Origin of the sequence: Streptomyces thermovulgaris (genome assembly GCF_002155915.1) — a bacterium.
Classification (GTDB): Bacteria; Actinomycetota; Actinomycetes; order Streptomycetales; family Streptomycetaceae; genus Streptomyces; species Streptomyces thermovulgaris.
This window is the reverse complement of record NZ_MUME01000378.1, coordinates 1-13,199: the sequence shown is the minus strand read 5'-3', so window position 1 is coordinate 13,199 and position 13,199 is coordinate 1. Positions and strand designations below refer to the sequence as shown.

The following is a 13,199-nucleotide window of genomic DNA, read 5'->3' as shown; positions in this document are numbered from 1 at the left end:
GTGCGGGCGGTGCGCTCGGTGCGGGGACGGTCGTACGCCGGATAGGCGCCGTTCACCCGGGAGCGGTGGGCGGCCCGCCGCCGGGTCTCGCACAGCAGACACAGATCGGGCGCGCTGGTGTCGACGGGCCCGTTCGGATGCTCGGGGCACCGGGTGGTGGGCGCGGCCGTCGTCACGGTCTCGTCCAGCAGCTCCAGGGCACGCCTGAGGTCCGCCCGCACCTCGTGCAGCTTGGCGTCGGGCGTGTCGACGGACAGCGCCTCGCCGTGCTCGCCGAGCAGGCGGAGGGCGCGGCCGAGAGCGGTGAGCTGGGCGTGGTTCATGGTGTCCTCCAGCGTAGGCCCGCCGGCGGGCTCAGCTCCGGGCCCCCTCGAGGGCGGCGCGCAGATGGCCGTCGGCCTCCTCCAGCAGGCGGGCGGCCGTCGGGCCGTCGACATCGGCCAGGAGGGTGAGGATCGCGTTCTTCACCTCGCCGTCCGTGGCCGCCAGGGCCCGCTCGATCTCGTCGTCCGAGGCGCCCGTGGCGAGGGCGACGATGCGGCGGGAGCGGGCGCGGAGCTTGTCGTTGGAGGCGCGCACGTCGACCATCAGGTTCCCGTAGGTCTTGCCCAGCCGGATCATCGTGATCGTCGAGATCATGTTCAGGACCAGCTTCTGGGCCGTTCCGGCCTTCAGCCGGGTGGAGCCGGTGAGGAGTTCGGGGCCGACGACGACCTCGATGCCGTGCTCCGCGGCGGCGGCCAGCGCGCTGTTCGCGTTGCAGGCCAGGCCGATGGTCAGGGCGCCCAGCTTCCGGGCGTGCTCCACCGCGGCGACGGCGTAGGGGGTGCGGCCGGAGGCGGAGATGCCGACCACCGTGTCGTCCGGGGTGAGCTTCAGGGCGTCGAGGGCCTCCACCGCCGACTCCCTCGAGTCCTCCGCGCCCTCGACCGAGGCGACCACGGCCTCGGGGCCGCCCGCGATCAGACCGACCACCTGCGACGGGTCGGTGTTGAAGGTCGGCGGGCACTCCGAGGCGTCGAGCACGCCCAGCCGCCCCGCCGTGCCCGCGCCGGCGTAGAGCAGCCGGCCGCCGCGCGCCATCCGCTCGGCCACCGCGTCGATCGCGGCGGCGATCCGCGGCAGCTGTCCGGCGACGGCGGCGGGCACGGTGGCGTCCTCGGCGTTCATCAGCCGCGCGATCTCCAGCGTGGGCAGCCGGTCGATCTCCGCCAGCTCGGGGCGGAACGCCTCGGTCGTCAGCGCCTCCAACTCGGTGCGCAGCTCACGGTAGGGGGGCGTGGAGGTCATGAAGGAAGACTCTCTTCGTGCGATGCGGTACGGCCGACCGTACTGATCCTCGCGCGTCGCCCGGCTGTGCGCGCCCGGTCCGCGGGCTACGCGCGCCTGCCGCGCGGGCTGCGCCGGTGGGCCAGTGCCTCGTACGACGCCGCCAGCGCCGGGGCCGCGGTCTCGTACGTCCGCTGCGCCACCCCGACGAACAGGCAGTCCACCACCAGCAGCTGACCGGTCCGGGAGGACATCGCCGCCGGGCGCAGCTCGCTCTCGCGGGCGGTGGAGGTGGTCAGGACGTGGTCGGCGTACTGCGTGACGGGCGCGTCGGGCCGGCCGGTGATCGCGACGGTGGTCGCGCCGCGCTCGAAGGCCACCCGCAGGGGCTCGATCACGTCCCGGGTCGACCCCGAGTGGGTGATCGCGACCGCCACGTCGCCGGCGCGCAGCTGCACCGCGTTGGTGACGGCGAGGTGCGGATCGCCGGGGGCGTGGGCCATCAGTCCTATGCGCAGCAGCTTCTGGGTGAGGTCCTGGGCGACCAGACCGGAGGCGCCGATGCCGTAGACGTCGATGCGCCGGGCGGCGACCAGGGCGGCGACGGCCGCGCCGAGCTGGACCGTGTCGAGGCCGGCGGCGGTGTCGGCGAGGGTCTGCTGCTCGTCGTGGGCGAGCTTGGCGACGACGTCGGCTATGGGGTCGTCCACCGTGATGTCGGTCGTGAGGGCGGGCGCGCGGCCCGACTGCTGCTGGGCGGCCAGACCCGCGAGCGCCAGACGCAGATCGCGGTAGCCCGGATAGCCCAGCAGCCGGGCGGTGCGGACGACGGTCGCCTCGCTGGTGCCGGTGCGCTCGGCGAGACCGGTGACCGTGAGCGCCGCACAGCCGGCCGGGTCGCTCGCGACGGCCTCAGCGACACGCTGCATGGAGCGGGTCATCGTGGGCGCGAGCGCGCGCACCTTGGCCGCGAGAGCGGCGGGGGCGGGAGGAACCGGGGGCACACCGCCGGAGGCACCTGCGTCCTTGCAAGTTTCTTTTATGCCCTGGGTCACACTGTGAAAGGTATTTTCCGTTCGATGGTGCGGTCAAGACTGCGCACAATGGAGACATGATGGCCCCCGTAAGCCCCCTGGAGCAGGCCCTGCACGCCGCTCGTGCCCTCGTCCTCGCCGATCTGGTCGCGGCGGAGGTCGCCGAGGCGGACGTGGTCTCGCTCGTGGAGGACTCCGTCGCCCAGCGCCGCTGGTGGGTCGAGCAGTGGCCGGACGGCGCGGAGTTCGTGGCCGGGCTGATCGCGCAGGACGTGCAGGACGCCCTCCTGGAGCGGCACGGCCGCTGGCCGCTGTGCCCGGTGTGCGGCCACGGCGACCCGCACGCGCTGGACGTCGAGCCCGAACTCGGGCCCGACCCGCACTGGGTGTGCCCCAAGGCGGGCGTGAAGGTGGCCCCGGTGGGCGGACTGGCGGACACGGTCGGCGGCGGGGAACCGTCCTCGTGACGCGGCGGTGACCCACCGGACGGCGACCCCATGGCCCTCTACATCGACCCTCCCACCTGGCCGGGCCACGGCCTGCTGTGGTCCCACCTGGTCAGCGACGTCTCCTACGACGAACTCCACCTCTTCGCCGCGTCGTTGGGCATCCCCCGGCGCGCCTTCGAACGGGACCACTACGACCTGCCCGCCCACCGCTACGCCGACGCGGTGGCGGCCGGCGCGATCGAGGTCAGCAGCCGCGAGGTGGTGCGGCTGCTGCACGCCGCGGGGCTGCGCCGCCCCCGGCGGTGGGCTCAGGCACGCAGCTCGTAGACGTAATCGGCGCCGTTCTCCGCGACACGGGTGAACCCGGCGCGGGTGACGACGTTCTGCGAGGGCGTGTTCTCCCGGGCGACGACGGCGGCCACCGTCCGTACGCCGTCCTGCTCCAGCGCCCACGCCGACAGCGCGCGCAGCGCCTCGGTGGCGTAGCCCTTCCCACGGGCGTCCACCACGAGGTCGTAGCCGATCTCCACCCGGCCGGTCGCGTCCGGGACGCCGTGGAATCCCATGGCGCCCACCGCGCGGTCGTCCTCGCGCCGCACCAGCGCGTACATGCCCCACTGCGGGTGGAACACCCCGTCCTCGTACTGCTTGACCACGAGCCCCGCGCCCACGCGGGTGCCGTCGGCCGGCTGCGCGCCCACCCACTCCCAGCCGCCGTCGCCGCCGTGGTTCAGATCGCGGGCGGCGGCGGGACAGACGCCCTCCAGGGTCAGCCGCTCGGTGGGCAGGACAGGGGGGTTGGTCCACTGCCACTCGGTGACCGGCGCCCGCCCGGGCAGCTCGCCGCGGCCGGTGGCCCACAGCAGGGTCGGCCAGGGGGCGGCGCCCGGCCGGACCCGCGGGAGGATCCGGGGCAGCACGCCTTCGCACAGCCCGGCGGGCGGCTCGTACGCCAGCCCCAGGCCGGAGGCGATGTCGTGCGTGTGCAGCAGCACCTCGGTGACCCCCATCGCGGCGAAGCCCTCGCGGTTCGCGCTGCGGAAGGGACAGGGGTGGAAGGCCCGGGCCGCGCGCGGGGCGGTGCGCACGGTCGCGGCGAGCAGCGCGCCGGCCGTCTCGAGCATCCGCAGGACGTCCGCGGTGCCGGTGCCCTCGTCGAGGACGAGGCGGAAGGGGAGGCAGGCGTCCTGCGCACGCCCGGCCAGCTGCTTCGCGTAGGTGAAGAGAGCCTGCGCGGTGTGCTCCGCGGTGCGCCGGCAGCTCCACTCCAGCCGCCCGGCCCTCACCCCGTCCCAGTCCCGGTCCACCGCCGTTCGCAGCAGGCTCACGGCACTGGCGACGGCCTGCTCCACCTGTTCCCCGCCCCATGCGCGCATACGGCGCAGGGTAGACCCGGCGGGGCGTCACAGCGACAGCGTTTCCAGCTCGGACGTCAGGTTGTGGCGGGCGGCGGCCTCCCAGTGCTCCGCTCCGTACGGGGTACGGAAGAGGGCGGGCAGGGCGAGGAGCCGGCGCAGGACGGCGGCGCGGCCCTCGCGGAAGGCGGCGCCGGGAATGAAGTGGTACTCCTCGCGGACGGCCGCGGTGTAGGCGGCGTACGCCGACGGGGGCGCGGCGAGGATCGCCAGGTCGGCGTCGCACAGCACCTGGCCGTTGCGGTCGCCGTCGGCCGGGTCGTGCGTGACGGTGAGGCGGACCAGCCGGGCCACCTCGGCGGTCTTCCCGGCGCTCACCCCGGCCTCCGGCAGGGCGCGCTCGGCCAGACGGGCGGAGCGCTCCTCGTTCTCGGACCGCTCGGGCCGGTAGACGGCGTCGTGGAACCAGGCCGCCAGCCGGACCGCGTCCGGGTCGTCGGCGTACTCCTCCAGCAGGTCGACGTGGTCGAGGACGGCGGTCAGATGCGCGAGCGTGTGGTAGCGCCGCTGCGGCTCCTGCCAGCGCCTCAGCAGATTGTCGGCGTACGGCACCGGGTCGGGACCGCCACCGGGCCCGCGGACCCCTTCGAGAGCACGGGTCCAGCGGGCACGCAGGGCGTCTGGGTCGGGCATGGGGTCATTCTCCCCGGTGCGCGCGGCTCCGTGCCGCCGGAAGATCCTTCTCAGGCAGCGAGCCCGGCATCCGGAACGGCGCGTGAACGCGGCGTTCGGCCCCCGCGCACGTCATCGGAAGATCCACCTCGGCTCGTACCGTCTTTCCGGGACCGCCCCCTTCCCGTGGCTCGACGGACAGCCGGTTTGCCAGGCAGGCCACCAGCCACAGACCACGGCCTGCTTCTGCCTCGGGATTCTCGGGCGCGCACGGCCGGGCCGGCGGCACACGGTCGCCTCTGGTGTCGGTGACCTCGACGCGTACACGATCGCGGGCGGTGGCCAGTGTCAGGCTCAGGTGGAAGTCGCGGCCGGGGACACGGCCGTGCGTCACCGCGTTCGCGACGAGTTCCGCCACGACCAGGGTCAGCGTCTCGTTCACTTCCGAGTCGTACGGGAAGCCCCAGGCGTCCAGGCGATGAGAGACGAGCCGTCGGGCCAGGCGCGCCCCGCGCGGCGTGGACGTGAAGGTCATGGCGAACCGCGTCTCGGAGCCGGCGATGTGCCCCGCCTTCCCGAACGGGGGATTCTCAGTCGTCATGCCGGTGAGCCTCGCGGCCCGCGCATACGGTGACCAGTGACGAGCCCCTTACACAGTGTGGTTGTGGGGGTGCTGCGCGTGGCTGTCGGGGCAGGGAAGGGGACGGGCGATGGCGCAGATCACGGGGCAGTCGTCGGCACGGGAGGCGGACCCCGCCAACGAACTTCTGCGGTGCTTCGGCAGGCAGATGAAGATCCTCCGCGAGCGGGCGGGACTCACCCAGGCCGCACTCGCCCAACAACTCGGATACAGCGAGGCGCAGATCGCCGCGATCGAGCAGGGGCGCCGCATTCCACGGCCGGAGACCATCGACCGGCTCGACAGCCTGCTGGACGGCAACGGGCTGCTGATCGCCATGAAGCGGGCCGTGGCGCTCACCCGGTATCCGGCCTTCTTCCGTGACGCGGCGCGGATCGAGGAGGAGGCCGTCGAGTTCCACGCGTACGCGGTGCTCGCCGTGCCCGGTCTGTTGCAGACCGAGGAGTACGCACGGACCATGTTCACCGTGTGGCGGCCTCGACGGCGTGAGGACGAGATCGAGGAGATGGTGGCGGCGCGGCTGGCCCGCCACAAGATCTACGAGAGGAAGCCCGCGCCGACGCTGAGCTTCGTCATCGAGGAGTCCGTGCTGGAACGGCCGTTCGGTGGAGTCGAGGTGCTGCGCGGTCAGTTGGAGCACATCCGGCTTGTCGCCGACAACCCCCACGTCGAGATCCAGGTCATGCCGACCCGGGTCGTCGATCACGCGGGCGCGGACGGCCCCTTCACGCTGATGACCCCGGACGGCGGGGAGCAGGTCGCGTATGTGGAGAGTCAGGCCAACGGGCGTGTGATCACCGACCGGGAAAGCGTGCGCGGCTTCGCCGTGCGGTATGGGATTCCGCGGGCGCAGGCGTTGTCCCCTGCCGAATCCGTGCGTCACGTCGAGAAGTTGCTGCGAGGAGACCTATGAACACCGAGCAGTCCCAGGCACGGTCGCTCCACTGGTTCAAGTCCAGCCACAGCGGTGGCGCGGGCGGCGAGTGCGTCGAGGTCGCCGCTCTCCCTCACTCCGTCCACATCCGCGACTCCAAGGACACCGGCCGAGGCTTCCTCACCGTGTCCCCCGCCTCCTGGTCCGCCTTCGTCGCCCACACCGGCCGTCGGCACTGACCGAAAACAGATGTCACCATGCCGTGACGGTCGGCTTGACCGTCACCGGCGTGCCTGGGCAGCATCGGCCATAGCAAACAGAAGCACGGTGCACAGAGCTGCACCAGGCCCTGGGGCCGCTCCTTCGGGAGCGGCCCGAGTGCTTTTCAGGCACGGGATTCCGCGGGCGCAGGCGTTGTCCCCTGCCGAATCCGTGCGTCACGTCGAGAAGTTGCTGCGAGGAGACCTATGAACACCGAGCAGTCCCAGGCACGGTCGCTCCACTGGTTCAAGTCCAGCCACAGCGGTGGCGCGGGCGGCGAGTGCGTCGAGGTCGCCGCTCTCCCTCACTCCGTCCACATCCGCGACTCCAAGGACACCGGCCGAGGCTTCCTCACCGTGTCCCCCGCCTCCTGGTCCGCCTTCGTCGCCCACACCGGCCGTCGTCACCGACCGGGAACAGAGGAGGTCCGTGCCTTCAGCGGGACCGATGTGCAAGGCACTTCGGCAGGGGTGCGGCTCTTCTGAAGCGAAGGTCGTGGATCAGGCGGTCAGTGTGTATCCGGCCTGGTCGGGGGTGGGTGGAGTCGTTGGTGTTCGTTCTGGGTGTGAAAGGTCCAGCAGGCGTCGAGGTCGTTGTCGGCGGCGAGGTGCGGGACGGGTGTCGAAGACGCAGGCGACGGTGGCCATGCGTGTGCGGTTGGGTTTCTCGCCAGGAGCTCACCAGTCGTCTCCCGCGTGATCACCAGCCGTGAGAGCCGTTCACGCTCAGCCTCCAGCCGCACCGTCAACTCGGCCATCCGGGAATCGAGTTCTTCCACACGCTCCTGGACCACGGCCTCCTCGGCCTCGATCGCATCGAACAACGACCCACCGGCACCGCCCCCTTCCGTCAGGAGGAGACCTGCCCGCCCACACACAAATCAACATCTCCTCAGGTCAAGCCATCCCTCGAAAAAAAAGCCGACCCCCTTCAGCAGGAAGCTGTGAACATGCCAAATGCGCACGACGTCACCTCGCGCACGTGCCGCCCGGACGGGGACAGCCGCGCGTAGTGCAGCTGAAGCGGGCCGGGCACTAGCGTGGGGACATGACTTCTGTTGACGCGTACGAGGTGCGGGACCCCGAGCTGCCCGGGCGGCTGCTCACCCTGGAGCGGGACGCGTTGATTCCGTTGCTGCGGGCGCGGCCGGACGCGGACTTCGCGCTGCCGACCGTCGCGTGCCCGGGATGGACGGTGCGGGACGTGCTCGCGCACTGTTCCGCCGCGCTGATGCGGGTGGTGGAGAACCGGTTCGAGGAAGGGGTGTTCTCGCCCGAGTCCAACGAGCGGGACATCGCCGAGCGGGCCGACTGGACCAACGCCCGGGTGGTGGACGAGCTGGAACGCGGAATGACCGAGGCCGGGCCGGTGATCGCGAAGGCCGGCGGGGCGCTGGACGCGATCGCGCTGGGCGAGTGGGTGCACGCGGGTGATGTGCGCGAGGCCCTCGGCGAGCCGGGCGCCTACGCCGGTGACGGGCTGCCGTACGCGCTCGCCCTGCTGGCGCGTCTGACCCGGGAGAGGAAGCATGTGCCGCTGCACGCCGACCTCGACGACATGGACGAGCCGCTGAGGCTGGGCGAGGCGAGCGGGGAGCGGAACCCGGCGCGCTACATCGGCGACGGTGCCACGCTCGTACGGCTCTACGCGGGACGTCCGGTGCCCGCGGCGGGCGAGGGCTACGAGCTCGTCGGCGCGGAGAAGGAGAAGCTCAACATCTTCGGCTGACCGGTGTGCGGCCGTGGGACCCCGGACCGGCGTACCCTGAGGATTGGACTAGACCTATCGGGCGCCAGTCGAGCGCCGGGGAAACCGAGGAAAGGGGTCCCATGAGCATGCGTGCAGTCCTGGAGGTGATCGCCCTCGACGTCGAGGACGCGGTCGCCGCCCAGGCCGGAGGCGCGGACCGCCTGGAACTGGTCACCGACATGGCGGCCGACGGGCTCACCCCGCCCGCCGCGGCCGTCGCCGCGATCCGTGCCGCCGTCGACATCCCGCTGCGCGTGATGCTGCGGCTCTCGGACGGCTTCTCCGCAGGGGGCGCCGAAGGGCTGGACCGGCTCGTCGGGGTCGCCGGCGAGCTGCGGGCGGCCGGCGCGGAGGAGTTCGTGCTCGGGTTCCTGGACGAGGCCGGCGGGGTGGACCTGGCGGCCGTGGAACGGGTGGTCGCCGCACTGGACGGATGCCCGTGGACCTTCCACCGGGCGATCGACCGGGCCGCCGACCGGGACGCCCTGCGCAAGCAGCTGGACGGGCTGCCCGGACTCGACACCTACCTGACGGCGGGCGCCGCGGGCGGGGTGGACGACGGGCTGTCCGTCCTGGCCGCCGAGGCCGCCCGGCGCGGCGAGCCCGGCTACGAGCAGCGGATCATGGTCGGCGGCGGGCTGAGGCTCGATCATGTGCCGGGGCTGCTCGCCGCCGGGATCGACGCCTTCCACATCGGCAGTGCCGCCCGCCCCGACGGGTGGGACGGACCGGTCTCCGCCGCCGCGGTCGCGGCATGGCGCACGGCGCTGGACGGCCGGGACGGGCAGGGGCTGTCTCCTTGACCCGTTCATGGGTTCCGTCCACGGGCACGGGCGGGAGCGGGCGCGGCGGCGGACTCGTGCGGTCCGGCCGTCAGGGGTGTTCTCTCGGTGGAACGCCTGCCACCCGATGTCCAGGACGAAGCCACCCGATGCCCAGGACGAAGGCGAGGCCCGCGGCGATCATGGCGGCGGGCCGGTTGCGGTGCAGGGCGAACCAGAGCAGCGCCGCGGTCACCAGTACGGCGGCCGTGCCGATCGCGGCGCGCAACAGCCCGTCGCTGCGGCCGTATCGCCCAAGTGCCGCGTCGGCCAGGTGAACCAGGCAAGCCTCATGCCGCTCTTTGTGCCTCTCTCCTCGGGCGGCGATCACTTCTCGAAATGACGACCGGATCCCGACTGCGGGGTGGGACAAGGGAGTTCGCCGGGACGAGCGGCCCGGGGGCGCGTTGTTTCGTACACCTGGTCCATTTCCGGCCGTCACGATGTTGTTCATGACAGCATCGCCCCCGCGCCCCGCCGGGCTCCCGTATCACCGCATGGCCCGGTACACCCCGCACTACCACGGGTGGCAGCCGGTGCTCGGCACTCTGCTGCTGCCCTTCGGGTGGCTTCTGGCCACCGTGTTCCTCTATCTCTTCACCGAGGTCTTCGGACGAGCCGCCGGTTACCCGGAACTGCCCGACGGGGACGTCGACTTCGGTCCGATCGCGGGCACGGCGCTGGACCTGACGTACATAGCCCTCGTCCTGCCGCTGGTCCTGCTGGCCGCGCTCTGGCCGGGGCGGCGTCCGGCCGGCACGGTGTCGTCGGTCACCGGGCGGCTGCGGTGGCGATGGCTGGCCTGGTGCCTCCTGGCCGCCCTTCCGGCCACGGCGCTGCTGGTGGTGGTCTCGTTCTTCCTGCCGGGCGACCCGAGCGGCTCCGAGGAGAGCAGTGCGTGGGTGGGGTGGGGGACGTTCCTTGCCTCCCTGGCCATGCTGACCGTCCTCGTGCCGTTGCAGTCGGCGGCGGAGGAGTACCTCTTCCGGGGCTGGCTGCTCCAGACGGCCGGGGCCTTCGTCCGTGCCCCGTGGTTCGCGGTGCTGCCCCAGGCGGTGCTCTTCGCGGCCGCCCACGGCTGGGGCACCGTCTGGGGATTCATCGACCTTCTGGTCTTCGGCCTGGTCGCGGGGTGGCTGTCCATCCGCACGGGCGGCCTCGAGGCGTCCGTCGCCCTGCACGCGGTGAACAACCTGGTGGCCTTCGGGTTGTCCGCCGTGTTCGTGGGCGGTCTGGAGTCCGACGAGACGGCGGCCGACGCCTCCTGGCCCCTGGCCGTCACCGACATGGGGACGACCCTGCTCTACGCCGCGATCGTGCTGTGGCTCACCCGGCGCCGCTCTCCGCAGAACCTGTCCTCCCCGCCCCCCGAGCCGGCCGCGCCCCGTCTGCCGCATCCGCAGCCGTGGGGCGCGTACGGGCCGTATCCGCACCAGTGGGGTGCCGTACCAGGGGCGCAGCAGCAGGGCCCTCATGGTCCCCACGGTCCCTACGGCTCCTACGGCCCCCATGGCCCCCACGGTCCCTCCGGCCCGTACCCGCAGCAGCCGCAGGGTGCGTACGGGCCGTACGGGGCATGTGGAGCGCCGTCCCCGGACGCGGCCGTATCCGGTGCCGCCGGCCACGGTCCCGACGAGCAGTCACCGGACCGGCCCCGCACGCAGTCACCGGACCGGCCCGAGGCGCAGTCGTCGGAGCCGTCCGGCGAGCGGCCGCCGGTCCGGCGGCCCGGCGCCTCCCAGGGCACCGGCGCCCCCCGGGACACCGGCGCGTCCCGGGAGACCGGCGCGTCTCAGGACAGCTGAGGCGGCAGGGGAGCGGTGTGGGTGACGACCAGACCCGAGACCGCGCGGGTGAGGGAGACGTACAGGCGGCGCAGACCGGTGCGTTCGTCGGGCTCGGCGTCGACCACGGCCCGGGGTTCGTCGAGGACCACGTAGTCGTACTCCAGACCCTTGGCGAGGGAGGCCGGGACCAGGGTGAGACGGATGCCGGCCGTCGTCTCCTCCCCGGGGGACAGGTACGGCACACCGGCCGCCGTCAGCGCCTCGGCGAGGGCCGGGACGCGGGGGTCGGCGGCGATCAGGGCGACCGAGCCCTCCCGGCGCAGCAGCTCCTGGCAGGCGGCGACGACGTCGTCGTCCCCGGCGACGGGACGGACCTCGAAGCAGCCCGGGTTCTCGCGAATCGAGGCGACCGGGGTCAGACCGGGGGCGATGTGCGGGAGCAGACGGGAGGCGTAGGCGATGACGTCCGCCGGCACACGGAAGCCCGTCGTCAGTTCCTCGATCGCGGCGTCGGGTTTGCCGAGGTGGGCCAGGGCCTCCTCCCAGGTGCGGGTCGCCCAGGGGGTGGTGCCCTGGGCGAGGTCGCCGAGCACGGTCGCGGAGCCGGTGGTGCAGCGCCGGCCGACCGCGCGGTACTGCATGGGGGAGAGGTCCTGGGCCTCGTCGAGGACCACGTGTCCGAGGGAGGGCGTGCGCTCGATCAGGTCGGCCGCCTCGTCGATCAGCACCGCGTCCGCCGCGGACCACTTGGCGGACCTGACCGACCGTACGGGCCTGGTCCACAGGATCGCCTTCTGCTCCTCCTCGGTGAGGATCCCCTCCGCGTGTTCGGCGAGGAAGTCCTTGTCCGTCAGCAGCCGCAGGACGAGTTTCGCCGGGTCGACCGGGGGCCAGATCGCCTTGACGGCGGCCTTCACCGCCGCGTTGCGGGCCACGGCGTCCTGCACCCGGTCGTCGGGGGCCTCGCCCGCCCGTTCCATCCGCACCAGCACGGCGTGCGCGATCCGCTGCGGCAGGGCCTCGCGGGCGGCGCCATAGCGGATGCCGCGGTCCAGCAGCTCGCGGACGATGTCCTCCAGTTCGTACGCCGGGATGCGCCAGCGGCGCGAGCCGCGGGTCACCACGACCGGCTCGGTGGGCATCGTCACATGGGAGTACAGCGCCCTGCGCAGCACCTCGGCCATCCGTGCGTCGCCCTTGACGACCGCGGCGGCCGGGTCGTCCGTGCCCCGCACCTCCACATGGGCCACCAGGTCGTCGACCGTGGCCTGGCGCACCGTCAGCTCGCCCAGCGCGGGCAGCACCTGCTCGATGTAGCGCAGGAAGGACCGGTTCGGTCCGATGACGAGGGTGCCGGTGCGGGCCAGCCGCTCGCGGTGGGCGTAGAGGAGGTAGGCGACCCGGTGCAGGCCGACCGCGGTCTTCCCGGTGCCGGGGCCGCCCTGGACGCAGAGGGTGCCGGACAGGTCGGACCGCACGATCTCGTCCTGCTCCGGCTGGATGGTCGCCACGATGTCCCGCATCGGGCCCACGCGCGGACGCTCGATCTCCTGCTGGAGCAGCCTGCCGGCGGTCGCCGTCTCGGTGGGGTCGGACAGGTGCTCGTCCTCGTACGCGGTGAGGTCGCCGCCGTCGTAGCCGAAGCGGCGGCGCAGCACGATGCCCATCGGGTCCTTCCTGGAGGCCCGGTAGAACGGCTGCGAGACCGGGGCGCGCCAGTCGATGACCATGGGGTCGCCATTGGCGTCGTGCACATGCCGCCGGCCGATGTAGAAGCGCTCGCCCGAGGCCCCCTCGGCCTGGTCCGCGCCCGGGGCGTGCAGATAGTCGAGCCGTCCGAAGAACAGCGGGGTGTCCTTCATGTCGGCCAGGGCCTTGATGCGCTCGTCGATCTGGCGGGCGAGGACCTGGGCGTTGACCCAGTTCGCGGCGACGTCGCGGATGTCGAGCGCCTCCACGTCCTCGCGCATGGCGCGCAGCGCGGCGCGGGAGGCGGACAGATGGGCCCGCTCGCGGGCGAGGGGGTCGTCGGCGGGGTGCGCGGGGCCGGCGGGCGTGGAGGAGGGAGAACGCGACAAGGGGATGCCTCCGGGAAGACCTGCGAAGACCTGCGGGACGGACGGGTGCGCCGCGGGGCGGTGCCAGGCGGCTGCGCCGTGGGGCGCGGGATCTGCCGCCGGTTTCCGACCGGACGGCGGCACTCCGAGAGGAGGCGGGCAAGGGGGTGGATTCTAGGGCGGCGGCCGGGCGGAGGCCAACCGGTTTGTCCGGGCGGCGCGGCCGGGGCG

The 13,199-nt window shown here is 72.9% G+C and carries 16 protein-coding genes and 1 pseudogene; 9 read left to right on the top strand and 8 right to left on the bottom strand.

The annotated features are described in order from the left end of the window. The 3 genes and pseudogenes from CCN35_RS24580 to CCN35_RS24570 all read right to left on the bottom strand — a co-directional run. Positions 1–323: pseudogene (locus CCN35_RS24580) on the bottom strand (hypothetical protein); the annotation flags it as partial. Positions 324–354: 31 nt separating this feature from the next. Then, on the bottom strand, positions 355–1,290 hold the full coding sequence (murQ, locus tag CCN35_RS24575) for an N-acetylmuramic acid 6-phosphate etherase (protein WP_067397733.1): 936 nt from the start codon (positions 1,288–1,290) through the stop codon (positions 355–357). A gap of 86 nt (positions 1,291–1,376) precedes the next feature. Further along, a complete protein-coding gene (locus CCN35_RS24570; protein ID WP_079129905.1) occupies positions 1,377–2,324 on the bottom strand; it encodes a MurR/RpiR family transcriptional regulator in 948 nt (315 codons plus the stop codon). A 59-nt stretch (positions 2,325–2,383) separates the two neighbouring features. On the opposite strand from CCN35_RS24570, the gene CCN35_RS24565 reads away from it, so the two are divergent. Both CCN35_RS24565 and CCN35_RS24560 read left to right on the top strand, forming a co-directional pair. Next, entirely contained in the window at positions 2,384–2,770 is a 387-nt protein-coding gene (locus tag CCN35_RS24565) for a hypothetical protein (protein ID WP_067397732.1), read from the top strand. Positions 2,771–2,800: 30 nt separating this feature from the next. Beyond that, positions 2,801–3,079: a DUF4031 domain-containing protein gene (locus tag CCN35_RS24560; RefSeq protein WP_067397731.1), complete on the top strand. Its 279-nt coding sequence runs from the start codon at positions 2,801–2,803 to the stop codon at positions 3,077–3,079. Here the strand turns inward: CCN35_RS24560 and CCN35_RS24555 are convergent. From CCN35_RS24555 to CCN35_RS24545, 3 genes are read right to left on the bottom strand one after another with little or no spacing between them, the layout of a single operon-like run. Further along, positions 3,061–4,128: a GNAT family N-acetyltransferase gene (locus CCN35_RS24555; RefSeq protein ID WP_086794386.1), complete on the bottom strand. Its 1,068-nt coding sequence runs from the start codon at positions 4,126–4,128 to the stop codon at positions 3,061–3,063. The genes CCN35_RS24560 and CCN35_RS24555 overlap by 19 nt on opposite strands. A 27-nt stretch (positions 4,129–4,155) precedes the next feature. Then, positions 4,156–4,800 (bottom strand): HD domain-containing protein, encoded by a 645-nt coding sequence (locus tag CCN35_RS24550; protein WP_067397729.1) that lies wholly within the window; start codon positions 4,798–4,800, stop codon positions 4,156–4,158. Between the two features lie 4 nt (positions 4,801–4,804). Further along, on the bottom strand, positions 4,805–5,380 hold the full coding sequence (locus CCN35_RS24545; protein WP_079129904.1) for an ATP-binding protein: 576 nt from the start codon (positions 5,378–5,380) through the stop codon (positions 4,805–4,807). A 109-nt stretch (positions 5,381–5,489) separates the two neighbouring features. Between CCN35_RS24545 and CCN35_RS24540 the strand changes: the two genes are divergently transcribed. The 3 genes from CCN35_RS24540 to CCN35_RS24530 all read left to right on the top strand — a co-directional run bounded on the left by CCN35_RS24540 (position 5,490) and on the right by CCN35_RS24530 (position 7,039). After that, positions 5,490–6,332 carry a helix-turn-helix domain-containing protein gene (locus tag CCN35_RS24540; RefSeq protein ID WP_086794385.1) on the top strand — a complete coding sequence of 281 codons (843 nt, stop codon included), beginning with the start codon at positions 5,490–5,492 and terminating at the stop codon, positions 6,330–6,332. Beyond that, positions 6,329–6,532, top strand: coding sequence for a DUF397 domain-containing protein (locus CCN35_RS24535; protein ID WP_086794384.1), 204 nt, complete (start codon positions 6,329–6,331; stop codon positions 6,530–6,532). Before CCN35_RS24540 ends, CCN35_RS24535 begins: the two co-directional genes overlap by 4 nt. A 228-nt stretch (positions 6,533–6,760) precedes the next feature. Next, positions 6,761–7,039: a DUF397 domain-containing protein gene (locus CCN35_RS24530; protein WP_086794383.1), complete on the top strand. Its 279-nt coding sequence runs from the start codon at positions 6,761–6,763 to the stop codon at positions 7,037–7,039. A gap of 23 nt (positions 7,040–7,062) precedes the next feature. On the opposite strand, the gene CCN35_RS28165 is transcribed toward CCN35_RS24530, so the two are convergent. Then, positions 7,063–7,377, bottom strand: a complete 315-nt coding sequence (locus CCN35_RS28165) for a hypothetical protein (protein ID WP_143631789.1) — start codon at positions 7,375–7,377, stop codon at positions 7,063–7,065. Between the two features lie 224 nt (positions 7,378–7,601). Between CCN35_RS28165 and CCN35_RS24525 the strand changes: the two genes are divergently transcribed. From CCN35_RS24525 to CCN35_RS24510, 4 genes are all read left to right on the top strand, one after another. Beyond that, the gene (locus CCN35_RS24525) at positions 7,602–8,282 is read left to right on the top strand and encodes a maleylpyruvate isomerase family mycothiol-dependent enzyme (protein WP_067400129.1); all 681 of its coding nucleotides are present in this window, start codon (positions 7,602–7,604) and stop codon (positions 8,280–8,282) included. A 101-nt stretch (positions 8,283–8,383) separates the two neighbouring features. Beyond that, entirely contained in the window at positions 8,384–9,106 is a 723-nt protein-coding gene (locus tag CCN35_RS24520) for a copper homeostasis protein CutC (protein WP_067400132.1), read from the top strand. Between the two features lie 106 nt (positions 9,107–9,212). Continuing rightward, positions 9,213–9,467, top strand: a complete 255-nt coding sequence (locus CCN35_RS28515; protein ID WP_158100434.1) for a hypothetical protein — start codon at positions 9,213–9,215, stop codon at positions 9,465–9,467. 109 nt (positions 9,468–9,576) lie between these two features. Beyond that, positions 9,577–10,929, top strand: coding sequence for a CPBP family intramembrane glutamic endopeptidase (locus tag CCN35_RS24510; RefSeq protein WP_245863427.1), 1,353 nt, complete (start codon positions 9,577–9,579; stop codon positions 10,927–10,929). Here the strand turns inward: CCN35_RS24510 and CCN35_RS24505 are convergent. Then, positions 10,917–12,881, bottom strand: a complete 1,965-nt coding sequence (locus CCN35_RS24505; RefSeq protein WP_245863415.1) for a HelD family protein — start codon at positions 12,879–12,881, stop codon at positions 10,917–10,919. The two genes, CCN35_RS24510 and CCN35_RS24505, sit on opposite strands and share 13 nt — an antisense overlap. Between the last annotated feature and the right edge of the window lie 318 nt (positions 12,882–13,199).